22 protein-coding genes are annotated in these 23875 nt (G+C 53.2%); 12 read left to right on the top strand and 10 right to left on the bottom strand.

Translation table 11 applies throughout. The annotated features are described in order from the left end of the window. Positions 1-212: 212 nt before the first annotated feature. Entirely contained in the window at positions 213-1163 is a 951-nt protein-coding gene (locus V9K92_RS19485; RefSeq protein ID WP_336440048.1) for a carbohydrate kinase family protein, read from the top strand. A gap of 10 nt (positions 1164-1173) precedes the next feature. After that, positions 1174-2097 carry a pseudouridine-5'-phosphate glycosidase gene (locus tag V9K92_RS19480; protein WP_337354710.1) on the top strand — a complete coding sequence of 308 codons (924 nt, stop codon included), beginning with the start codon at positions 1174-1176 and terminating at the stop codon, positions 2095-2097. Here the strand turns inward: V9K92_RS19480 and V9K92_RS19475 are convergent. After that, positions 2087-2749 (bottom strand): OmpA family protein, encoded by a 663-nt coding sequence (locus V9K92_RS19475; protein WP_307285291.1) that lies wholly within the window; start codon positions 2747-2749, stop codon positions 2087-2089. The two genes, V9K92_RS19480 and V9K92_RS19475, sit on opposite strands and share 11 nt — an antisense overlap. A 187-nt stretch (positions 2750-2936) precedes the next feature. Here V9K92_RS19475 and V9K92_RS19470 point away from each other — a divergent pair, with 187 nt between their 5' ends. Continuing rightward, on the top strand, positions 2937-3650 hold the full coding sequence (locus V9K92_RS19470; RefSeq protein ID WP_337354709.1) for an SDR family oxidoreductase: 714 nt from the start codon (positions 2937-2939) through the stop codon (positions 3648-3650). On the opposite strand, the gene V9K92_RS19465 is transcribed toward V9K92_RS19470, so the two are convergent. Further along, entirely contained in the window at positions 3647-4342 is a 696-nt protein-coding gene (locus tag V9K92_RS19465; protein ID WP_336440045.1) for an ArsR/SmtB family transcription factor, read from the bottom strand. The genes V9K92_RS19470 and V9K92_RS19465 overlap by 4 nt on opposite strands. Positions 4343-4534: 192 nt before the next feature. Between V9K92_RS19465 and V9K92_RS19460 the strand changes: the two genes are divergently transcribed. After that, complete coding sequence (locus tag V9K92_RS19460; RefSeq protein ID WP_307285298.1) at positions 4535-4864, top strand: NIPSNAP family protein; 330 nt, start codon at positions 4535-4537, stop codon at positions 4862-4864. Continuing rightward, positions 4861-5208 carry an antibiotic biosynthesis monooxygenase family protein gene (locus V9K92_RS19455; RefSeq protein WP_115052974.1) on the top strand — a complete coding sequence of 116 codons (348 nt, stop codon included), beginning with the start codon at positions 4861-4863 and terminating at the stop codon, positions 5206-5208. The genes V9K92_RS19460 and V9K92_RS19455 overlap by 4 nt, the downstream gene beginning before the upstream one ends. Here the strand turns inward: V9K92_RS19455 and V9K92_RS19450 are convergent. The 4 genes from V9K92_RS19450 to V9K92_RS19435 form a co-directional block, all read right to left on the bottom strand. Further along, entirely contained in the window at positions 5199-5342 is a 144-nt protein-coding gene (locus tag V9K92_RS19450) for a hypothetical protein (RefSeq protein WP_337354708.1), read from the bottom strand. The genes V9K92_RS19455 and V9K92_RS19450 overlap by 10 nt on opposite strands. 261 nt (positions 5343-5603) lie before the next feature. Beyond that, complete coding sequence (locus tag V9K92_RS19445; protein ID WP_337354707.1) at positions 5604-8048, bottom strand: GcvT family protein; 2445 nt, start codon at positions 8046-8048, stop codon at positions 5604-5606. Then, a complete protein-coding gene (locus V9K92_RS19440) occupies positions 8045-10492 on the bottom strand; it encodes a GcvT family protein (protein ID WP_337354706.1) in 2448 nt (815 codons plus the stop codon). Before V9K92_RS19440 ends, V9K92_RS19445 begins: the two co-directional genes overlap by 4 nt. 28 nt (positions 10493-10520) lie before the next feature. Beyond that, positions 10521-11753: an aromatic ring-hydroxylating oxygenase subunit alpha gene (locus V9K92_RS19435; RefSeq protein WP_337354705.1), complete on the bottom strand. Its 1233-nt coding sequence runs from the start codon at positions 11751-11753 to the stop codon at positions 10521-10523. 151 nt (positions 11754-11904) lie between these two features. On the opposite strand from V9K92_RS19435, the gene V9K92_RS19430 reads away from it, so the two are divergent. After that, positions 11905-12813: a LysR substrate-binding domain-containing protein gene (locus V9K92_RS19430; RefSeq protein WP_337354704.1), complete on the top strand. Its 909-nt coding sequence runs from the start codon at positions 11905-11907 to the stop codon at positions 12811-12813. Here V9K92_RS19430 and V9K92_RS19425 read toward each other — a convergent pair. After that, positions 12800-13291, bottom strand: a complete 492-nt coding sequence (locus V9K92_RS19425) for a thioesterase family protein (protein ID WP_337354703.1) — start codon at positions 13289-13291, stop codon at positions 12800-12802. The two genes, V9K92_RS19430 and V9K92_RS19425, sit on opposite strands and share 14 nt — an antisense overlap. A gap of 79 nt (positions 13292-13370) precedes the next feature. Next, the gene (locus tag V9K92_RS19420) at positions 13371-14351 is read right to left on the bottom strand and encodes a helix-turn-helix domain-containing protein (RefSeq protein ID WP_115052968.1); all 981 of its coding nucleotides are present in this window, start codon (positions 14349-14351) and stop codon (positions 13371-13373) included. A 78-nt stretch (positions 14352-14429) separates the two neighbouring features. Between V9K92_RS19420 and V9K92_RS19415 the strand changes: the two genes are divergently transcribed. From V9K92_RS19415 to V9K92_RS19390, 6 genes are read left to right on the top strand one after another with little or no spacing between them, the layout of a single operon-like run. After that, complete coding sequence (locus tag V9K92_RS19415; protein WP_337354702.1) at positions 14430-15335, top strand: 3-keto-5-aminohexanoate cleavage protein; 906 nt, start codon at positions 14430-14432, stop codon at positions 15333-15335. 4 nt (positions 15336-15339) lie between these two features. Next, complete coding sequence (locus tag V9K92_RS19410; RefSeq protein ID WP_307285322.1) at positions 15340-16404, top strand: carnitine 3-dehydrogenase; 1065 nt, start codon at positions 15340-15342, stop codon at positions 16402-16404. 4 nt (positions 16405-16408) lie between these two features. After that, complete coding sequence (locus V9K92_RS19405) at positions 16409-17572, top strand: acyl-CoA dehydrogenase family protein (RefSeq protein ID WP_336440037.1); 1164 nt, start codon at positions 16409-16411, stop codon at positions 17570-17572. A gap of 11 nt (positions 17573-17583) precedes the next feature. Next, a complete protein-coding gene (locus V9K92_RS19400) occupies positions 17584-19656 on the top strand; it encodes an acetate--CoA ligase family protein (protein ID WP_337354701.1) in 2073 nt (690 codons plus the stop codon). Continuing rightward, positions 19653-20435, top strand: coding sequence for a carnitinyl-CoA dehydratase (locus V9K92_RS19395; protein WP_307285331.1), 783 nt, complete (start codon positions 19653-19655; stop codon positions 20433-20435). The genes V9K92_RS19400 and V9K92_RS19395 overlap by 4 nt, the downstream gene beginning before the upstream one ends. Beyond that, entirely contained in the window at positions 20432-21382 is a 951-nt protein-coding gene (locus V9K92_RS19390) for an alpha/beta hydrolase (RefSeq protein WP_336440035.1), read from the top strand. The genes V9K92_RS19395 and V9K92_RS19390 overlap by 4 nt, the downstream gene beginning before the upstream one ends. A 1-nt stretch (position 21383) precedes the next feature. Here the strand turns inward: V9K92_RS19390 and V9K92_RS19385 are convergent, their stop codons facing one another. Then, entirely contained in the window at positions 21384-23045 is a 1662-nt protein-coding gene (locus V9K92_RS19385; protein WP_115052961.1) for an ABC transporter ATP-binding protein, read from the bottom strand. Next, complete coding sequence (locus V9K92_RS19380) at positions 23045-23869, bottom strand: ABC transporter permease (RefSeq protein ID WP_337354700.1); 825 nt, start codon at positions 23867-23869, stop codon at positions 23045-23047. Before V9K92_RS19380 ends, V9K92_RS19385 begins: the two co-directional genes overlap by 1 nt. Positions 23870-23875 lie beyond the last annotated feature (6 nt).

The following is a 23875-nucleotide window of genomic DNA, read 5'->3' as shown; positions in this document are numbered from 1 at the left end:
TATAGAAATCAATTTTGTTCCCATAATGTTCTTGTCATGACTGCCACCGCCGTCCACATTTTGTTTTGACCTGTTTTACCAAGCACCGGGGTTAAGATCGCTCGATGTGGTCGAATCGCTCTCATTGTTGCGTCGGGCGATTCCGCGGTCTAGAGAAAGAGGAACGCGATCAACGTCGCAACCTTCAGTTTTATCCAGGCAAGTTTTCAACCATGGCCACATATATTAAACCGCTGCTCTTTGCTGTCGGCGGTGCTCATCTCGACCGGCGGGGCCAAAGCACAGTACCTTTTGTTCCTGGAGCCTCCAATCCCGGAATTATGCGCGAAGAAGCCGGCGGCGGTGTTTTCAACGCCCTCAGGCTAGCGGTGCAGCGCGGCATTTCAGCTGATATTCTTTCGGTGCGGGGTGCGGATCCTGCCGGGGATGCGGTGGCATTGGCAATGGAATTGGCAGGCATAAAGGACAGTTCTGTCGTGTTTATGGATCGGCCCACGCCAAGCTATACGGCTATCCTCGATGAAAACGGCGACGTGGTTGCTGCCATCGCCGATATGGCGCTTTACGAACTTGCGCTGCCAAAGCAATTGCGCCGTCGCAAGGTGCGTGATGCCATCTCATCCGCCAATGCGATATTCTGTGATGCCAACCTGCCGCCGGAAGGGTTAAAGCGCCTTGCCGAGCTGGCCGGCAGTCTGCCAATCTTCGCCTTGGCGATTTCCCCTGCAAAGTCTCTCCGCTTGCGCCCTGTCTTTCCCGAACTTGCTTGCCTTTTCATGAACCGGCGCGAGGCTTTGGCTCTTTCGGACCTGGAGCAAGATGCCTCACTTACTCAAATTCATGCCGCTTTACGCGATCAGGGGCTTCGTAGCGCAATTATAACCAATGGAGGTAACGCCGCGCTCGCCTTTAACAGCGATGACGTCTTTACGATCCAGCCGCCGGAGGTTCCCGGTATTGCAGATGTAACGGGCGCCGGTGATGCAGTAGCAGGAGGCACCATTGCTGCACTCATGCGCGGCGAGCCATTTGAGCAGGCGTGCCGCGAAGGAATGGCCGCATCCTTGCTGACGCTACAGGTCCACTCAGCCAGCCCCAAATTTTCACAACACGAATTCGACCAAGCGCTTGCGTGCATCCCCGCCGCAAATCCGCTCGCATAAGGAAGCGATAATGACAATGAACCTGAACCAATACACGGACATCTCCAGTGATGTGGAAAACGCTCTCGCGGCAGGAAAGCCTGTAGTTGCCCTTGAAAGCACAATAATTACGCATGGTATGCCCTATCCAGACAATAGCCGCATGGCAGCCGATGTGGAGGCCATCATCACGCAGGAAGGTGCTGTTCCCGCTACAATCGCTATCGTCGATGGGAGATTGAAAATTGGTCTTTCCATTGAAGAGCGCGAAGCACTTGCGCAAGTGAAGGGAGCGATGAAACTCTCCCGAGCCGATTTGGCATTTGCGCTGTCCGAAGGCCGCACCGGGGGAACAACCGTTGCAGCTACAATGCTCGCCGCTCATCTTGCTGGTATCAAGGTTTTTGCCACCGGAGGTATCGGGGGTGTCCACAAGGGTGCAGAAACCAGCTTTGACATATCTGCGGATCTGGAAGAGCTTGGCCGCACGCCCGTTATCGTCGTGTCGGCAGGCGCGAAGGCAATTCTGGATATTGAGAAAACGCTCGAAGTGCTTGAAACAAAAGGCGTGCCGGTAATCGTCTATGGTTCAGATACAATGCCGGCATTCTGGTCGCGGCAATCCCCGCTCAAAGCGCCTCTGCGCCTTGATGCGGCCGAAAACATTGCTGATTTTCAAAAAGCACGTGAAGCCATTGGCGTTATTGGCGGCATGTTGATTGCCAATCCCATTCCGCAGGCAAGCGAAATTCCTGCAGAAATCATGGCCGGCTACATAAGCGAAGCACTTTCCCGCGCCACAAGAAATGGCATTACCGGTAAAGCCGTAACGCCATTCCTGTTGTCGGAAATACTGACGATAACCAAGGGCGAGAGTCTTGTGGCAAACATCGCCCTTGTAGAAAATAATGCTCGTCTCGCCGCAAAAATCGCGGTGGCGCTCTCTACTCGGTAAGCGGCGAAATCTGAATCTCGACGCGGCGGTTTTGCGCGCGGCCGGACTCGCTGGCATTGCTGGCGACCGGCTCTGTCGGGCCATAGCCACGAACGTCGAAGCGGCGATTGTCGATGCCCTGCTGCGTCAGATAATTGGCAACAGAAAGCGCGCGGCGCTCCGAGAGCAACTGATTGTGTTCCATACTGCCGGTTGAGTCCGTGTGACCCGCAACGTCGACAATGGTCCGGTCAAACTTGCGCAAGACAACGGCAACCGACGCCAATGTTGAGAAAAACTCGGGTTTTACCTGGTCGCGATCAATATTGAAGGTGATGGCGGACGGCATATTGAGAATGATGCGATCGCCATTCCGGGTAACGGATACGCCGGTACCTTGCAGCTGCGCGCGCAACTCCGATTCCTGTCGATCCATGTAATTGCCGATAGCACCTCCACCGAGGGCACCAAGACCAGCACCGATCAGCACGGCATTGCGCTGCGCCCGTCCACTGCCACCAACTGCCAGACCGGCAAGAGCACCAGCCGCCGTACCAATCAAAGCACCGCCCGCGGTGTTCGACATTTTCTGCTCGCCCGTATAGGGGTCAGTCGTTGTACAGCCTGCCAGAAACGTCGCCGCAAGACAGGCGATGGCAAATTTCTTAATCATGGAATCAGTCCCCGTTGAATATGGCAGCGAATATACAATTGATTTAGGCGAAAAAACGCCAACGAATTCCCTTGGCCTGTCCTGTCAATCGTTCAATATATTTGAGCGAAGTATGGCCTGAAATTCATTTGCTTCAATGGCATTGATCGAACATGCTCTGCCAGTTCAATAAATCAAGGCAAATACGATGACCGATAAAACACAAGCTCCCGTCGCAATCATAACTGGCGGAGGGCGCGGCATGGGCGCCGCCATAGCTCGGGAATTGCACGATCGCGGCTACAGGCTTGGCTTGATGTCGCCATCGGGCAGCGCTGTTGAACTGGCTGCCGAGCTTGGGGGCATCGGTATCAAGGGTTCGGCTGGCGAGGCGAGCGATCTGGAGCAACTCGTGAATAAAACCGTCGAGGCCTATGGACGTGTGGATGCGGTCGTCAACCACACCGGCCATCCGCCGAAGGGCGATTTGATCGACATAACCGATGAAAAGTGGGTTGCTGGCAATGATCTGATGGTTCTGAGCGTTGTTCGCATGGCGCGGCTTGTAACGCCTTATATGCTCAAGCAAGGCAAAGGTGCCTGGGTGAATATTACCACCTTTGCAGCATTTGAGCCAAGCTTGGTATTCCCTGTGTCCTGCGCGTATCGGGCTGCTGTCGGCGCATATACCAAGCTTTATGCTGATCGTTATGGCGCAAATAACATCCGTATGAATGCGCTTTTACCCGGTTTTATCGATAGTTTGGATCACAAGCCAGGCACCGGAGACAATGTGCCGATGAAACGGGTCGGCACAATGAATGAAATCGCAAAAACCGCAGCTTTCCTGCTTTCAGACGATGCAGGTTATATCACCGGCCAAAACATTCGCGTCGATGGCGGTATCACAAGGCATGTCTAGGCGAGGTTAACGCCAAAGGTCGCGCGTAGCTGTCGCTGCCCATTGGGGGTTATCGAGACAGCACGCGTGCCTTCTATGCGCCTGATCCAACCTTGATCGAAACAGTGGCTGCATAAAGCGGCACCAATAGCGCCTGCGAGATGGGGCCTGCGCTCGCTCCAATCCAGGCATGGCCGGCAAAGAATACGGCTGCTCTTTGCCGTAATCGTTTCAACATTTATTCCCGCGCTTTCAAACAGCTTGATTCCGCTCAATGTCACCTCGCCTGCATCGATTCCAAGATCAATATGACCGGCATCGATCAACGTATCTGCAATGGACACGCCAAGATGTCCCGCCAGGTGGTCGTAGCATGTGCGCCCTGCCCGCAATGCTGCATCACGAGGCCCGGTTCTGACCGACTTGCCGCATGCGGCAGGTGCGGCCAGTCGCATGATGCTTTCAATCATCTGCGCCACTGCCGGGGAAGCAAGGCGATGATAGCGGTGACGGCCCTGTTTTTCGACCTGTAACAGGCCCGCTTCCGTCATGCGCATCAAATGACTGCTTGCAGTCTGCGCTGTAACCCCGGCCAACTGCGCTAATTCAGATGCGGTCAACGCACGCCCGTCCATAAGGCCGGTGAGCATGCTGGCGCGCCCCGGATCTCCGGCAAGGGCTGCTATTTCTGCAAATCGTGCATTGTTGGGCATGGTGCGGTTCCGTGTTGTCACTTGTGAGACATTGAGCGAAGCAAGGCCATGTTGCTTCGGAAATGGTCGAACTATCAAGACGCATCGCAAAGTCTCCTGACAGGTTCAAAAGGCTGCAACACTTCGATCATCCTCGAAGCATCAATAGTTCTGCACGCTCATAGTGAAGACAGTCACAAAGGAGCAACGAAAATGCCTATCACCTGTTTCATCCAATATGAGATAGACCCGTTTCAGAAAGATGCATTTGAGGAATATGCCCGCAATTGGAATGAAGCGATTCCTCGCTGCGGAGCCGACCTGATCGGCTATTATGCACCACATGAAGGGTCATCTACGCTGGCCTATGGGGTATATAATATTGAAAATCTCGCCGCATATGAAGAATATCGTTCCCGGCTTATGGCCGATCCGGTTGGGCGAGCAAATTATGAATTCGCAAGGGAAAAACGCTTTATTCGCCGCGAGGATCGAACCTTTCTGCGTCTTGTGACCGGTACGAATGGAGGATTAGTCAAATGATAGCGGTGATTTTCGAAGTCGAGCCAGCAGAGGGACGCGGCAAAGACTATTTTGAGCGGGCCGCAAATCTGCGGCCAATACTCGAAACAATGGATGGATTTATTTCCGTGGAAAGGTTTCGCAGCCTATCGGATGAAAACCGCTATCTGTCACTGTCATTCTGGCGCGACGAGGAATCAGTTGCGGCTTGGCGCAACACCGAAGAACATCGAATGGCCCAAAGTGATGGCAGAGCCGGAATCTTTGCTGATTATCGGCTGAGGATCGCGTCCGTTATGCGCGACTATGGATTGCGTGCCCGTGATGAGGCTCCGCTTGATGCGAGAGTATATCATCACGCCTGAACGCTGGATCCGTGATTGCGTTGCGCGCAAGCCGGTCCAGGACCACGCATATAATGGCGCTCTGGCCGATAGCTTGGAACAACAAATTCACGGACGATACGAAGCGTATCGCGCAGCTGGAAAATCATGGTCATTGTCGTGTGCCTTGGTTCATGCTCATGCTTGCCGGAAAAAGCCGGATAGCGATCAATTAGCTAAAACTTAACTTAAAAAGATGAACGGCTCCTGAACGCATTTGGTTAAAATCATCTGAATTCATGAAAAATTAGCTTTAACCAGTAAGGCAAACTGCAGCGCAACGGGCTGAATTATGCCCGTTTTGCTGGATTTTCAGGCAAGTAACAAACGTCTTCGGTTAAGCTTTTCCAAACGCGAAACTGCCCCTATTCGTTAATTTACATTCGCACCCGTTCTGCCTTCGGATCATAGATCGGCTTCAACGAAGCCTCCGCCTTGACGCGCGTTCCGGCAATTTCGATTTCATAGGAGGAAGCCAATATTTGATCGGCAGTCTCACCCTTTGCGGGGACGTAGCCGAGGCCGACTGCTCCACCAAGATGATGCCCATAATTGCCCGATGTAATCGTCCCGACTATCGCGCCGTCGCGTATGATTGCCTCGTTGTGAAACAGCAATGGTTCTGGATCGCTGAGGCGAAACTGCACAAGTCGCCGATCAAGCCCGGTCTCTTTTTTCTTCAACACGGCATCACGACCGATGAAGCTTCCCTTGTCGACCTTTACCGCAAAGCCCAATCCCGCTTCCAGAATGTGATCTTCATCGGTGATGTCGTGGCCGAAATGCCTGAAGGCTTTCTCGATACGGCAAGAATCAAGCGTATGCAGCCCACAGAGCTTTAAACCGAGTTCTCGCCCTGCCTCTTCGATCTGCTCGAAAACATGTGCCGTCTGATCGGTCGAGACATATAGCTCCCAGCCAAGTTCCCCGACATAAGTTACGCGGTGTGCACGCGCCAACCCCATGCCAATCTCGATTTCCCGCGCCGTACCGAAAGGATTGGCTTCATTGGAAAAATCATTGGGGCTGATTTTCTGGATCAGCTCGCGTGATTTTGGCCCCATGAGGCAAAGCACCGATTCTGCGGCGGTTGCGTCTGTGATGACAACAAACTCGTCCTTGAGATGTTTGCGCATCCAGGCCAGATCGCGTTGCAAAGTAGCCCCGGGCACGACGGCCAGAAATGACGTCTCGGAAAGCCGCGTGACTGTCAGGTCGCTTTCAATCCCTCCGCGATTATTGAGCATTTGCGTGTAGACGATGCGACCGGCTTCCACATCAAGCTGGTTGGCACAAAGCTTTTGCAGAAATGCAAGCGCATCGCGGCCCTCGATGCGGATTTTACCGAATGACGTCATATCGAACAGACCGACGCCGTTGCGTACGGCCAAATGCTCGTCGCGTTGATTATCAAACCAGTTTTGCCGCTTCCACGAATAGCGATACTCGCGTTCCTGGCCTTCTCGGGCAAACCAGTTTGCCCGCTCCCAACCTGCAACTTCGCCAAAAACGGCGCCGCGCACCTTGAGGTGTTCATGAATGGGCGAGCGACGAATATTGCGCGATGTTGCCATCTGGCGATATGGGAAATGATCGGCGTAGAGCAGCCCAAGCGTTTCAGAAACGCGCTCTTTCAGATAGCGCCGGTTTTTCTGGAATGGTTGCGCGCGGCGAATATCGACTTCCCAAAGATCGAATGGCGCTTCGCCATCATGTATCCATTGCGCAAGCGCCATTCCAGCACCGCCCGAAGATACAATGCCGATCGAGTTGTAACCGGCTGCAACCCAATAACCGCCCAATTCCGGCGCTTCACCAAGATAATACCGATCATCAGGCGTGAAGCTTTCTGGGCCGTTGAAAAACGTATGAATGCCAGCAGTGCCGAGCATCGGCATTCGGTTGACACCCATTTCGAGGATGGGTTCAAAATGCTCAAAGTCTTCAGGCAACTGGTCAAAGCAGAAATCTTCAGAAATGCCGTTCATGCCCCATGGCTTGGCAACGGGCTCGAACGCGCCAAGCATCATCTTGCCGGCGTCTTCTTTGTAATAGGCGCATTCGTCCGGGACACGAAGTACAGGCAACCGCCCCAATCCCTCAATCGGCTCGGAAACCAGATAGAAATGCTCGCAAGCATGCAGTGGCACAGTGACGCCGGAACTCGCAGCCAGATCACGCGCCCACATTCCCGCGCAATTGATCACAACATCCGTCTCGATTGTTCCCTGTTCCTCGCCCTTGGCCCAAGACACACCCGCAACCCGGCCATTCTTTTTGAGAACCTCGGTGACCTTCACATTCTCAACAATCTTCGCGCCGCGCTGACGCGCACCTTTCGCCAAGGCCATGGCGATATTGCCAGGATCACATTGTCCATCCAGCGGCAGATGCACAGCGCCAACTACATCCGCGATATTAAGATGCGGATACATCTCCTTGACTTCATTAGGAGATATTTCCCTAACGTCCACATCAAATGCTCGCGCCAGTGACGCCTGCCGATATATTTCGTGCTTGCGCTCTTCGGTCAGCGCGACTGTAATTGATCCGACCTGTCGCATACCAGTGGCGACTTCCGTTTCGGCCTCGAGCTTGACGTAAAGATCGGCGGAATATTTCGCCAGACGCGTCATATTTTGCGAAGCACGAAGCTGTCCGATCAACCCGGCAGCATGCCATGTTGTGCCGGAAGTTAGCTGTTTGCGTTCGAGAAGGACGATATCCGTCCACCCCAGCTTTGCCAGATGATATGCAACAGAGCAGCCGGAAATACCGCCGCCGATGATAACGGCCCGGGCCTTGGCCGGTAGAGAACTCATGCGCGGATTCTTTCGTTCTTTGGGTCCCAGAGAGGTTCATCCGGATGAACCATTGCTTTGTATCGTTCGCCAAAGATTTCCACTTCGACTTCGGTTCCAGGTTCAGTCAATTCAGTTTTCAACATGCCGAGGGCAATGGATTTATCAATGCGATGCCCCCAGCCACCGGACGTGGTTTCACCCACGATTGATCCATTATGCCAGAGTGTGGACATATACGGCGCGTCACAATCTCCGGCTTCCACCGTGAGTGTAACAAAGCGTTTCTTCACTCCCTGCTGCTTTTCACTTTCAAGCGCGCTCTTGCCGAGAAATTCTGGCTTCTCCCATTTGATAAAGCGCTCAAGACCACTTTGCAGGGGCGTATAGTCGGTCGAAAGATCACCCTTCCAAGCGCGATAACCTTTTTCCAGGCGCAATGAATCAAGTGCAAACATGCCGAATGGCTTGATCCCGTATTTCTGGCCGGTTTCCAAAACCGCGTCGAAAATCGCCGCAGTATCATCAATTTTCGTATGAATTTCCCAGCCAAGTTCACCGGCAAAAGACACGCGTACCAATTGGCAATAGCGCCCGGCGATCTGTGTCGTTTGATGCGACAGCCAGGATTTCTCAAGGTCCGCATCGCAAATATCACTGAACAATGCGCGTGCTTTTGGTCCCGTGACGATTTGGCATGAAAAATCATCTGTAACATTGCTGATCGTAATGGCGCTATCTTTTGGAAGATGATTCATCAACCAATCGCGGTCATGCCACTCTGCAACACCCGCAGTAATGAGAAAGAATACATCCTCATCAATGGCCATGATGGACATTTCGGTGACAACGCGGCCCTTGTCATCCGAGAAATATCCGAGTCCAATACGGCCCGGCTTTGGCACAATCCCTGTGACGAGTGTCGTCAACCAGGCGCGCGCACCCTCACCGCTCACTTTAAAACGCGAGAATCCCGGCAGATCGAGAATGCCGACCGCATCGCGAACCGCGTGGCATTCTTCGCGGATGCGCTTTTGCCATGGCCCTTCCCGCGTAAAAGTCTGTGTCGCTTCTTCGGAAATATCATCGCTGGGTTGCGCATACCAGTTTGCCCGTTCCCAACCATTATATGCGCCGAACTGCGCGCCCAATCCTGCAATACGATCATGGATTGGCGAAAGCTTTTTATTGCGCCCTGCTGGCCAAGTATGACGGGGGAAATGAATGGCATATTCGTGCCCGTAGACTTCCATGCCCTTGGCAACGCAGTAGTCCTTATCCGTAAAGCCGGTAAAGCGGCGTGGATCGCAGGACCACATATCCCACTCGGTCGCGCCCTCCATCACCCATTCTGCGAGCACTTTTCCTGCTCCTCCGGCCTGTGCAATGCCGAATGTAAATACACATGCCTCAAACGCATTGGGAACACCGGGCATAGGTCCGATCAGCGGATTGCCGTCTGGAACATAAGGAATGGGACCATTAATGATTTTCGACAATCCGGCAGTCCCGAGGATGGGAACACGCGCGATTGCATCGTTGAGATACCACTCCAATCGCTCAAGATCATCCGGGAAAAGCTGGAAAGAGAAATCGTCCGGCATTGGATCGTCTGCTGTTGCCCAATGCGCACGGCAATTGCGCTCATAAGGCCCAAGATTCATACCGTTCTTTTCTTGTCGAAGGTAATAAGAGGAATCGACATCGCGGAGAAGCGGTAGCTTTTGGCCGTGCTCCCTAGACCATGCTGCAATTTCCGGAATTTCATCAAAGAGCAAATATTGATGGCTCATCACCATCATAGGGACATCGCGCCCAAACAATTTTCCAATTTCTTGCGCGCGATAGCCAGCTGCATTGACTACATATTCGCAGCGAATTTCGCCTTGCGGGGTTGTAATGATCCACTCTTCATTTTCGCGCCGCGCGCCTGTAACGGGACAGAACCGAATAATCTTGGCGCCCAAATCACGCGCGCCTTTTGCCAAAGCCTGCGTGAGCTGTGCCGGGTCAATATCTCCATCATTGGGATCGTAAAGTGCACCGGCCAGCTCATGCGTCGCAATGAATGGATAGCGGCCATTGATTTCGTCAACGCCCAGCACGTCAATATCCATTCCTTGATATCGGCCCATGCTCTTGACGCGCTGAAACTCGCGCATGCGCTCCTTGGTATGAGCAAGGCGCAACGAACCGGTGACATGATAATTCATTGGGTAGTCAACTTCGGCAGCGAGCCCCCGATAAAGCTCGGCTGAATAACGCTGCATATTCATTACGGACCACGAAGCCGAAAATGTGGGTACGTTGCCCGCCGCATGCCAAGTGGAACCTGATGTCAGCTCGTTTTTCTCAAGCAGCACACAATCCGTCCAGCCTGCTTTTGCGAGGTGATAAAGCGAAGAAACACCGACCGCCCCGCCGCCTATGATGACGACGCGCGCCGATGTTGGAAAATCAGACATACATAGTCTCCCGCATTATCATGCTGTTTCAGGCCCGTGCGATTTCATCGAGGTACCACTGGATGTACCGCAACTCGTTATATTCCATTGGTGCGATTGGCCCCGGCACAAAGTAATGCGAACGAACACCCCGCGAGGTATGCTCGATAATCGTCTTGTCTTCGGCGGTGGTTACTTTCCACAACCAGGTAAGCTTTTCGAGATCGTAATCCTTGCCTTCTTCGGCATCGCCTCGCACCAGCCAGATCAACTCCATTTCACACGTATCGACTGTTTTCGGAATGAAGCGATAGATCATGCCATGGTCTGGATAGCAGACCAGAAAGCTCGTGCCTCCAAGGTGGATGGATGTTACCCCGCCATCAAATTGGGTGAAGCGGCCCATTAGCGGACCAACTGGCGATCCATCCTCGCTGCCGCTCGAAACGCCGTCATAAAGCGCATAGCGGAAAGTGTGGATTGCCTCATATCCCTGCGCTGAATTTTGCCAATGATCTCCCGTAGCAATATCTATACCGAGTGCGCAGGTGCGCTGCTCCATACGCGCATTAAGCTCTACGATTTTCTCTGCGGGCTGCTCCAGCGCATGGGTTTGCGAATATTCCGGATGAGCCGGACCGCAATGATAGCATTCGACGTAATTTTCAACGGCCAGCTTCCAGTTGGCATCAACTGGATAGGTTTCCCGATGTGCTACTTTGGCATCCGCCCAGCCATATTGCCCGCAAGTCGTGCGCAGTGACTGCTCTACAACTGAAAAATCCAGAGGTTCGTCGGCAAAGCAGATGAAAATCAAGCCTTCAGCAACACGCACATGCAATTTTTTCAATCCATGAGCGTTGCGGTCAAAATCTCTCGGCATAAGCCGTGCAGCTCGTAGGCTGCCATCATTGGTATAGGTCCAGGCATGATAGGGACACACGAAAAAGCGCGCATTGCCCTTGGATTTTGTGCAAACCTCTGCGCCTCTATGGCGGCAGACATTCAGAAATGCGTGGATGGAACCGTCTTCCGTGCGCGAAACAATGACAGCTTCCGTATCAATCTTGAACAGCTCAAAATCACCGGCATTCGGGATAATGCTGGCATGCCCGATACAATGCCAATGGCGGCGGAACACACGTTCCATATCCCGCGCATAGATATCCGGGTCTATGTAGAAGGCCCGAACGAGTCCATGACCCGCTCTATGTTCCGCGATTAGCCGATCAATCTTCTCCAGAGGCGGCGCAATTTCTGCAAATGCCTGTTCTGCACCCATTTTATTCTCCGAAAGCATTGTTCCCGGACGCTTGTTTTCTCAAAGTGCGCGTCTCAGTTTAGAATGATTCCGCATTGCGCAGCATTCAAGCGATGGTTACTCATAAAGACATGAATTATTCTCACCCGTCTCAATGTGAAAGTTTTCACCAATGATGTCCAAGCCAAGAATACCGCCGCTGGGTTCGCTCCGAGCCTTTGAGGCATCAGCGCGGCTTTTGAGCTTTCGGCTTGCAGGTGATGAACTTGGGGTGACGCAGTCTGCGATAAGCCACCGCATTGCAGAGCTTGAAACGATCCTTGGCGTCAAGCTGTTTGAGCGGCTGCCACGCGGCGTTTCGCTCACAGATTCCGGAACGCTGTATTATCCCTATATGCGCGACGCATTCGAAAAGATTGCACGCGGCACGGCACTTATAAACCGTATCGGCACTGCAGACGATCTCGCCATCGAGACCTATGCGACCTTCGCCATTCGCTGGCTCATTCCGCGCTTGACTGACTTTCGGAAGATCAATCCAAATCTTGCCATCCGCATCGGCACAAGCCAACTGGATTGGGAATTGAACATCGATAGCTCTGATATTGGCATTATCCATACCACACGTCCGGAGCGCATGAATCTGCATTATCGCCAATTGGTAAAAGCCCAAATGCGACCCGTATGCAGTCCGGCAGTTGCTGAGCGCATTACCGGGGATACCGATGCCAAAGCTCTTGGAAAAGTACCCCGCCTGGCACTTTACACTGCGCCGGAGGACTGGGGCACCTGGCTCGATGCTGCTGGTATCACCGACACGGCAAGAACTGATACTTTGAAGTTCGACACCTATCTTGCGGCGTTACAATCGGCGCTCGATGGTCAGGGAGTTGTCGTTGCCCCTGACTTTCTGGTCCAGGAAGATATCAAGGCTGGCAGGCTGGTCGCCCCGTTCTCGTTGAAGGTGCCACAGCCCGGTGCCTGGTATATGATCTGCCGCAAAGAGCGCGTTGGCGAAGCACGCATAAAAAAGTTCGAGAACTGGCTGGCCGATCAATTCAGCCGTGTCACTTCCTCTTGATGCCTATTGCCCGGCCTACGCGCTCAGGCCTTGGCAATTTCTCGTGTGCCTCTTTGTAAAATTCAAGCTTTGGCAACACATCGTCCGGAAACGGCACGACTTTCGGACCATTCATGTCAACATGCAATGACAGTACTTCCGCGGTCGCCGCCAGCCATCCGTCCACATGAACAATCTCATTATAGGTATGAAGGCGCTTGCCATCGAAATCAATGAGTTGGCTTGTAACCGTGACGAGATGGTCGAGATGAATTTCCTGAACGTAGCAAATATGCACTTCCGCCGTGTATATCGTAAGCCTGCGTGCGGCGGCATATTGGGGCCCAAAGCCCAGCTCGGCCAGAAACTCATCGCCACCACGATCAAACACTACATTGTAATAAGCCATGTTCAGATGGCCATTATAGTCAATCCACTCCTTTTCCATGGAGATCGGTGCTGACCTGTATAATTCTCCGGACTGATGATTGATTAGCATCGAGTGCTCCTGACTCTGGAAATTGATGTTTTAGCTTGAAGCATGGATGGGCAATTCATCGCTTTGTCAAAAGCGACTCTCATTGAACAGGCCGGAAAGCACTTGGCGGCTTGCCCTCAAAACTCCGAAATGTGCGGGTGAACGCTGCGGCAGAGGAAAATCCCGTTCGTGCAGCAATATCGGCAAGCGGCGACTTGGTATCGGTGATTAGTCGGCGCGCGACTTTCAAGCGCAAGCGCAGATAGTACCGCCCCGGCCCTTCCCCGACAGCTTTTGCAAATATCTTCTCAAGGCTTCGGGCACTAAGTCCGCATCGTTTGGCGATTGCTCCAACCGTCAGCGGCTGCTCGATATGACCTTCCATCAATCGGATAGCGACCGCTAGCTTTGGATGCACATTGTCCAGCCTTCCGAGTGAGACCAAAGGCTGTGCATCATTGGACGCATGGGCCTCGTCATAGATGAACACGCTTGCAACATCGAGCGCGACCGACATGCCGTAGCGCGAGCGGATCAAATGCAGCATGAGATCGAAAGTCGGCGATGCGCCGCCGCTCGTGAAAACCGGGCCATCAATGACATAGCGATCCGGTCTGATGTCCGCATCAGGAAACTCTGCGGTAAACTCCTCCATATCCTCCCAATGGGTGGTTGCGCGACGCCCGGTCAATAGTCCGGCACGCCCGAGCAACCATGAACCTGCCTCGATGCCGCCGATCATTTGATAATTGTGTACTGCCCGCCGAAGATTGGCGGTGAATGTCGTGCGTGCAATGTCCGCAGTGCCAAAGCCCCCGACGACCAGCAGCATATCGCCCTTTTCCGATGCATTAAACTGACCGGAAACAGCGATAGGCAAGCCACAGGTCGTCATGGTGGGTTTACCGTCAAGGGAAACGACTTGCCATTTGAACAATGATGCGCCTGAAACCCGGTTCGCTGCTCGCATGGGGTCAATTGTCGAGGCAACACACATCAGGGAAGCGCCACTGAATACGAGAACCGTTACATTTAACGGCTCGGTATTGGGCAAAAACAGTGGAGATATTTCGTTATTCATCAATTTCAATTCGTATATCGCAAAGCATTCCTTGGCAATGGGGGCATGATCAGGTCAATAAATAATGGGAGCAGACAAATGGGACTTACCCCCAATCGCGAAGTATTTATCACTTGCGCCGTTACTGGCGCTGGCGACACGACAGGCCGTTCGGACAAGGTGCCGGTAACTCCCCGCCAGATCGCTGATGAGTGTATTGCCGCTGCCAATGCGGGTGCTGCGATTGCTCATATTCACGTACGCGACCCGAAAACTGGTAAGGGTTCACGCGATATAACTCTCTACACGGAAGTCGTTGAGCACATAAAGGCCTCTGGCGTGGACATAGTGCTCAATTTGACCGCAGGCATGGGCGGGGATCTGACGCTCGGCAGTGTCGAGCAGCCTATGCCGCCTTCCGCAGATGGAACGGACATGGCCGGCGCGACGGAGCGTTTGGAACATGTGGCTAAACTTCGCCCCGAAATCTGCACGCTCGACTGTGGCACCATGAATTTTGGTGAAGGCGACTATGTCATGACCAATACGCCAGCCATGCTGAAAGCAATGGCAGCACAGATTCAGGCGCTGGGCGTTCGCCCTGAAGTCGAAATCTTCGACACGGGTCACCTCCTTCTCGCCAAATGGCTCTATGATCAGGGTCTGCTCGATGATCCTGTTATGGTTCAACTCTGCATGGGTATTCCTTGGGGTGCGCCAGACGATATTGGTACATTGCTTGCCCTGACCAACAACCTGCCCTCCAACTGGACCTTTTCCGCATTTTCTATTGGTCGCAACCAAATGCCCTATGCGGCAATGGCGATGCTTGCGGGCGGAAATATCCGTGTCGGTCTGGAAGATAATATCTGGCTCGATAAAGGCGTGCTGGCGACAAACGGCCCATTGGTAGAACGAGCCGTAAAAGTTGCCGAAGGCATGGGAGCCCGTATTCTCGGTCCTCAAGAAGTTCGTGAACGCATGAAATTGACAAAGGGCTGGTAAAATCATGGCAAGCATTCGCAAGGCAGCCGCTGTCGGTGGCGGAGTTATTGGTGCTGGCTGGGTAGCCCGCCTGCTTCTCAACGGAATTGATGTTTCAATATTCGATCCCGATCCGGAAGCAGAACGCAAAGTCAGCGAGGTGATGAAGAATTCGCGTCGCGCCTATAAGACGATGTTGCCGGATGGGTTGCCTAAAGAAGGCAAGTTGACTTTTGCCAAGTCGATTGAGGAAGCCGTTGCTGGTGCAAACTTCATCCAGGAAAGCGTTCCCGAACGTCTCGACCTGAAACACAAAGTGCTGGCCGAAATAGATAAATATGCCGATGTGACCGCGATCATTGGGTCTTCGACTTCCGGCATTCTCCCGTCTGACATGCAAACATCAATGAAACACCCGGAACGTCTGGTTGTTGGCCACCCCTACAATCCGGTCTACCTTTTGCCACTGGTGGAGATTGTCGGAGGCAAACTGACATCTCCGGAAGCGGTCGAAAAAGCGCGGGAACTTTACGCGTCTATTGGCATGAAACCTGTGGTCATTCGCAAGGAAATTGAGGCTTTTGTCGGTGATCGTCTGCTTGAAGCTGTTTGGCGCGAAGCTCTCTGGCTCATCAAAGATGACATCACGACCGTTGAAGAACTTGACGACATCATGCGCTACTCCTTCGGCATTCGCTGGGCGCAAATGGGTATGTTCCAGGTCTACCGCGTTGCTGGAGGCGAAGCCGGGATGCGTCATTTCATTGCCCAGTTCGGTCCGTGCCTGTCATGGCCATGGACCAAGCTCATGGATGTGCCGGAACTGACCGAAGAACTGGTCGACAAGATTGCCAACCAATCTGACGAACAGGCTCACGGACTTTCCATTCGTGAACTCGAACGCATACGTGACGACAATCTCGTGGCCATCATGGATGCTCTTTCCAAGCAGAATAAGGGCAAAGGATGGGGTGCTGGTGCGCTCTATAAGGACTATACGAAGCGCCTTTCAAAACTGGCACAAAAACCCGCTCTGTCCAAGGCAGCAGCAAAGGCCGTGACGAGTAAGCCCAAAAAGAAGAAAGGCTGAAACAATGGATTTTGGTCTTTCGGAAGAACAACGCCTGATCGTTGATACGACGCGGGCTTTTGTCGAGAATGAGCTTTATCCGCATGAGGCAGAAGTCGAACGCACTGGCATCCTGCGAAAAGAACTCGCGGACGAGTTGAAGCAAAAGGCCATTGAAGCAGGCCTTTATGCGGCCAACATGCCGGAATCAGTTGGCGGTGCTGGTCTCGATACTGTTACCTGGCTGCTCTATGAAAAAGAACTCGGCCGCGCAAACTATGCCCTGCACTGGACCTGTGTCGGACGTCCGTCGAATATATTGCTCGCGGGAACTGACGCACAAAAAGAGAAATATCTCTATCCATGTATTCGGGGCGAGAAATCCGATTGTCTGGCCATGACAGAGCCCGGCGCTGGTTCCGATTTGCGCGGCATGAAAGCATCTGCCGTCGAGAATAATGGCGATTGGGTGGTGAATGGCACGAAACACTTCATAAGCCACGCGCTTGAGGCCGATTTCGTTATTCTTTTCGTGGCTTCAGGCGAGGAAGACACGCCGCGCGGCAAGAAAAAGAAAATCACGGCATTCTTTGTCGATAAAGGTCATCCGGGCATGACCATCCGCGAAGGCTACCGCAATGTTTCGCACCGTGGATATAGCAATGCGATTATCGAGTTCGATGATTGCCGCTTGCCGCAAGATGCTATTCTGGGTGAAGTGCATAAAGGCTTTGAAGTGGCCAATACCTGGCTGGGCGCTACCCGTTTGCAGGTTGCAGCGACCTGTTTGGGTCGTGCTGAACGCGCACTCGCTCACGCAATTGAATATGCTGCACAGCGTCAGCAGTTCGGCCAGCAGATCGGCAAGTTTCAGGGTGTGTCGTTCAAATTGGCTGATATGGCAACTGAATTAAAAGCGGCGGATCTGCTCACGTTTGAAGCCGGCTGGAAATTCGATCAAGGCACCGTTACGGATCAGGATATGGCAATGGCCAAGCTCAAAGCCACTGAAATGCTGGCTTTCGTTGCCGATGAAGCGATCCAGATTCATGGCGGAATGGGATTGATGGATGATCTGCCGCTGGAGCGAATTTGGCGCGACGCCCGGGTCGAGCGCATCTGGGAAGGCACGTCCGAGATTCAGCGGCATATCATATCGCGCGCCCTGCTCCGTCCGCATGGCGCGTAACGGAGTATTTGATGGCGCATAAACTGGATCGCCTGCTTCGGCCCAAGACCATTGCTGTCTTCGGCGGCCTTCAAGCTGCCGAAGTCATAAAGCAATCGCAAAAAATGGGTTTTTCCGGTGAGATATGGCCGGTGCATCCCAAACATGATGAAATATGCGGGTTGAAAGTCTACCGCTCGGTTGCCGACTTACCGGCAGGTCCTGACGCCGCATTTATCGGAGTTAATCGCTTTCTAACGCTCGATATTGTGCGTGAACTGCGCGCGATCGGAACGGGCGTGGCAGTCTGCTATGCATCGGGTTTCCTCGAAGCAGGCGCGGATGACGCCGACGGCGCAAGACTTCAGGAAGAACTGATCGAGGCGGCGGGTGAAATGCCGATCATCGGGCCTAATTGCTATGGGCTTATCAATTATTGTGATGGCGCTCTGCTTTGGCCCGATCAACATGGCGGCAGACGGCTGGAGCCGGACGAACGGGGCGTAGCCATCATCACGCAGTCGTCCAACATCGCCATCAATATGACGATGCAGACCCGCGGACTGCCGATTGCTCACGTCATGACGGCGGGCAACCAGGCTCAGACCGGCTTGCCTGACATGGCGATTGCCCTGCTTGAGGATGAACGCGTCACAGCGCTCGGTCTGCATATTGAGGCTTTTCAATCGGCATCCAAATTTGAACTACTGGCAAAGCGCGCCCGTGAACTCGGCAAGCCGATCGTTGCGATGAAAGTTGGACGCTCAGAACAAGCACGAGCTGCGACAGTTTCCCATACGGCTTCGCTGGCTGGTTCGGATGCTGCTTCCGATGCATTTCTGAAAAGGCTGGGCATTGCTCGTGTCAATTCAATCGCATCGTTCCTCGAGACGCTCAAATTGTTGCACGTGCATGGACCACTTGATGGAAACACGCTCTGTTCAATGAGTTGTTCGGGCGGTGAAGCCTCTGTTATGGCTGACAGTGCTGAAGGCCGCCTGGTTCACTTCCCTGCTTTGACGCCGGAACATCGCGCCAAAGTGAAGTCGACGCTCGGACCTCTCGTTGCGGTGGCCAATCCGCTCGATTACCACACTTTTATCTGGAATAATGAACCAGCACTGACTGAAACATTTACGACGATGGTCGCGGGCGGGTTTTCTTTGAGCTGTCTTGTCCTCGATTTTCCGCGCAAGGACCGGTGCTCGGACGTTGATTGGTGGTCCACTGTTCGCGGCTTTGAGAATGCATTGCGCACGAACAATGCTAAGGGCGCTATCGTGGCCTCATTGCCTGAAAACATTCCGGAAGAATATATGGCGCAGCTCATCGCCAAAGGCATCGCCCCACTTTGCGGAATTGTCGAAGCTTTTGACGCTGCTGAGGCGGCAGCGTTCATCGGCAAGGCTTGGGTCACAGAAATTGCTCTGCCGGTGGCTACTCCCGGTAAAAACTTTGGCAACACGGCAGCACCTGATGAAGCTCAAGCTAAAACCATTTTGAAAGCCGCAGGCTTGCCGGTTCCTGAAGGTCAACGCTGTACGACGTCTGCTGAAGCCGTAGACGTCGCCAATAAACTGGCCTATCCGGTCGCCCTCAAGGCGCTCGGCATTTCCCACAAGTCAGAGCAAAATGCCGTCAGGCTGAATCTAAAGAATGCAGATGCAGTCAAAGCAGCGGCGGACGACCTGATTGATCTTGGTTCCGGCATTTATGTCGAGCGCATGGTAACAGGTACAGTGGCAGAACTCATTGTCGGCATTATCGACGATCCGCAGTTCGGCCCTGTTATGACGCTGGGTACTGGCGGGGTCATGGTAGAATTGCTGCAAGACACGGTAACGCTGCTTCTGCCATCAAGCCGCAGCGATATTGAAACCGCTTTGCGTTCACTGCGTATGTTCCCCTTGCTTGATGGCTTCCGCAATAGACCGAAGGCTGATCTGGATGCGGCTTTGGACGCTATTATGGGGATCGCTACATTTGCGGTCAAAAATGCAGGAAAAATTGTTGAACTCGATATTAATCCGCTGCTGATCTGTGGCGTGGCACAAGGTGCCTGGATCGCCGATGCGCTGCTGGTTACAAAGGGAGAACTTTCATGAATGATGTTGTCAGAACGCGGCGCGAGGGAGGCATTCTCGAAGTTACGCTTGATCGGCCAAAGGCCAATGCCATTGATCTTACAACCAGCAGACTGCTGGGCGAAACATTCAAAAAGTTCCGCGATGATCCGGAACTACGTGTGGCAATCGTACAAACCGAGGGTGACAAGTTCTTTTGCGCCGGCTGGGATTTGAAGGCAGCTGCCAGCGGCGATGCTGTGGATGGTGATTACGGTGTTGGCGGCTTCGGCGGCCTGCAAGAATTACTGGATCTTAACAAGCCGGTTATTGCTGCCGTCAATGGCATGGCGGTCGGCGGTGGTTTTGAACTCGCCCTTTCCTGCGATCTGATTTATGCCTCCGATCATTCGAGTTTTGCACTGCCGGAAATACGCGCTGGTACGCTGGCAGATGCCGCGACTGTAAAATTGCCAAAACGCATTCCCTACCATGTTGCAATGGACCTGCTCCTGACTGGCCGCTGGATGGATGTTGCTGAAGCCCATCGTTGGGGGCTGGTCAACGAGGTGCTGCCGAAAGACAATCTCATGGCACGCGTTTGGGAAATTGCCCGCATGCTTGAAAGCGGACCTCCATTGGTTTTCGCTGCCATCAAGGAAGTCGCGCGCGAAGCGGAAAGCATGGGCTTTCAGGAAGCCATGAACTGGATCACAAAGCGGAAATTCCGTACAGTCGACACACTTTATGCTTCGGAAGATGGGCAAGAAGGGTTCAAGGCATTCGCCGAAAAACGCGATCCCGTTTGGAAGGGAAAATGACCACTGACTACTCCACCCTGATCGACGAGCAGACCTGGGCTTTCATTGAGCGGACCAATAGTTTTTATCCGCCGGATTCTACGGATCATTCCATTGCCCGGCAACGCGAAATCTACAACACCATGTGCCGGGCATTCTTTTCGCAATATCCAGGATCGGTTTCCTCGACTAACAAATTCGTTCATACCGCAGAACAGCGGATACCGATCCGGGTCTACGAAAAGTCTGATAGCGATCCAGAGGCTGTATGCCTCTATTTCCATGGTGGCGGATTTGTCGTGGGTGGGCTTGAGAGCCATGATGATGTCTGTGCTGAGCTTTGCGACGCTACCGGCTTTCGTATCGTCTCGGTTGATTATCGTTTAGCGCCTGAACATTTGCATCCAGCAGCATTCCTTGACTGCCTCGCGGCGTTTGAACACGTCGCATCCACCTGCGAATTGCCGATCATTTTATGCGGTGACAGTGCTGGCGGAAATCTCGCCGCCGCGGTCACACATCATGTGCGCCGTCACGAACGTGCTCCCGTTGGTCAGGTTCTTATCTATCCCGGGCTGGGTGGTGAAACAGATCAAGGCTCGTATCTCACCCATGCTCAAGCACCAATGCTGACGACGCGCGATACGCTCTACTATGCTGAAATTCGCGGTGGTGGTTTTAATTGGTCAAACGATCCGCGCTTTGCACCTTTGAATGATCAGGATTTCAACGGATTGCCCGATACGATCGCCATCTCGGCGGAATGTGACCCACTATCCGACGATGGCCGCGACTATTGCAACAAAATCAGCGCTGCCGGGGGAAAGGCGCTCTGGAACAATGAACCCGGTCTTGTTCATGGTTACCTTCGTGCGCGCCACAGCGTTGATCGTGCGCGAGCGAGCTTTCGCCGGATCACAACCGCCGTACATTTGCTCGGCCAAGGCCGTTGGCCCGGCCAGATTTAACTTAGTTTCCAGCGCTTGCCATTCGCCTTGTCTTCATAGCCGTTTCCAGCCAGCCGAGTTCCATTTCTGGAACCGACGACAAGAGCAAATCCGTGTAATCGTCAAATGGCGGTTTCAACACGTCCGACTTCGGACCGTAGCGAACCACCTCGCCCCGATACATGACTGCGATGGAGTCGGATATGGATTTCACTGTCGCAAGGTCATGCGTGATAAAAAGATAAGCGACGTTTTCATCCTTTTGCAAATTCAAAAGCAGTTTCAAAATACCGTCAGCGACCAAGGGATCAAGCGCGCTGGTTACCTCGTCGCAGATGATGAGCTTGGGTTTTGCAGCCAGTGCGCGCGCGATGCAAACACGCTGCTTCTGCCCGCCGGACAGTTCTGCCGGATAGCAGCCAGCAAAATTTTTGCCCATTTCCATTTTTTCCAGCAATTCGGCAACGCGCTTGTCGCGTTCCTTGCCACCCATACCGAAATAGAATTCCAACGGACGGCCGATAATGGTTCCGACCGTTTGGCGTGGATTCATCGCGGTATCAGCCATTTGATAGATCATCTGCAATTCACGCAGATCGTCGCGCGTGCGATTGGCAAGTCGCGCCGATAATGTTCTGCCTTCAAAGGTAATCGCCCCTTCCATCGGCGGCAAAAGCCCAGTGATGACGCGAGCAAGTGTTGATTTACCAGAACCGGATTCACCGACCACAGCCAAGGTCTGACCGAGATGTATATCGACAGAAACGTTCTTGAGCACTTTGACCAATCCGCCGCCATAGGCAGCGGTGATGTTCCTCACCGATAGAATTGGCTTGTCGGCGGGACTTTTTTGTTCGTGCGGAATGTGATGCACGGACACAAGCTGTTTTGTATAGGCTTGGCGCGGCGCTTTGATTATCTGTTGTGTATCTCCGTATTCGACCTGTTTGCCATGGCGCAAGACGAGAATGTCGTCAGCGACCTGTGCAACCACAGCAAGATCGTGCGTGATATAGAGTGCGGCGACATTCGTATCGCGGATTGCATCCTTGATAGAAGCCAGCACATCAATCTGCGTGGTCACATCAAGAGCCGTCGTTGGCTCATCAAAGACAATCAGATCCGGCTCCGAACATAGAGCCATGGCTGTCATGGCACGTTGTAGCTGTCCGCCCGATACCTGATGCGGAAAGCGCTGGCCAAAAGTTTCAGGATTTGGAAGACCCAGCTTTTTGAAAAGTCCGACCGCGCGCTTTTCAGCCTCGGCCTTGGTGCATATTTTGTGAAGCAGCGCGGCTTCAATCACCTGATCCATCAATTTGCGCGCAGGATTGAAGGCCGCAGCAGCCGATTGCGCCACGTAGCAAACTTCGCGGCCCCGTATCTGTCGCAATATCTTGGCGCCGCCTTTCAGAATATCTCGGCCGTTCAACAGCACTTCACCACCGGTAATGCGTACACCACCCCTGCCATAGCCCATGCTGGAGAGCCCGATTGTCGATTTGCCCGCACCGGATTCGCCTATAAGTCCGAGCACCTTGCCCCGCTCAAGCTTTACCGACACATCGTCGACAATAATAATATTCCTGGGCGGTTCTCCAGGCGGATAACTGGTTGCTTCGATACGCAGATTGCGGATGTCGAGAAGAAGGCCTGTTTTGTCTTTCAATGGAGCTTTGACCATTATCCGCGACCTCCCTTCAGGCTGGTGGTTCGGTTCAATATCCAGTCCGCGACAAGGTTGACCGAGATCGCAAGCACAGCAATGGCCGCAGCAGGTATCAAAGCTGCAGGAATGCCAAAGACGATACCCTCCTTGTTTTCCTTCACCATTCCACCCCAATCAGCGTCAGGTGGCTGGACACCGAGGCCAAGGAAGGAAAGTGCCGAAAGGAAAAGAACTGCAAATATGAATCTCAGGCCAAGCTCTGCGATCAAAGGTGTCAGGGCATTGGGTAATATTTCCCGGAAAATAATCCAGATACGGCCCTCGCCACGAAGTTTCGCAGCCTCGACAAAGTCCATGACATTGATATCAACGGCTACTGCCCGGGCCAGCCGGTAAACGCGCGTCGCATCCAATAGCCCCATGACGAGGATCAATGTCATTATATTTGCCGGCAAAACCGAAAGCACGACAAGCGCAAAAATCAGGGTCGGAATAGCCATGATCAGATCGACAAACCGGGACATGAGCTGATCAAACCAGCCTCCGATTACGGCTGCGGCGAAACCTAGAACGGAACCCAAAATGAACGATAGTGCCGTTGCTGTGGCCGCAATGAAGATGGTGATGCGTGCGCCAAAAATCATGCGTGAGAGCAAATCGCGACCCAGATTATCTGTGCCAAGCAAAAATTTGGCCGACATCGGTTCCCATACGTCACCAACCGTCTCCCCCACAGGATAAGGAGCAACCCACGGCGCAAAAACCGCTGCGAAGACGAATACAGCAGTGACGAGAAGTCCGATCCACGCACTGATAGGAATATTTTTTACATTCAACATTGCGTG

Source organism: Phyllobacterium sp. CCNWLW109, from assembly GCF_037203905.1.
Lineage (GTDB): Bacteria > Pseudomonadota > Alphaproteobacteria > Rhizobiales > Rhizobiaceae > Phyllobacterium > Phyllobacterium ifriqiyense.
This window is presented reverse-complemented; position numbering and strand designations above follow the sequence as displayed.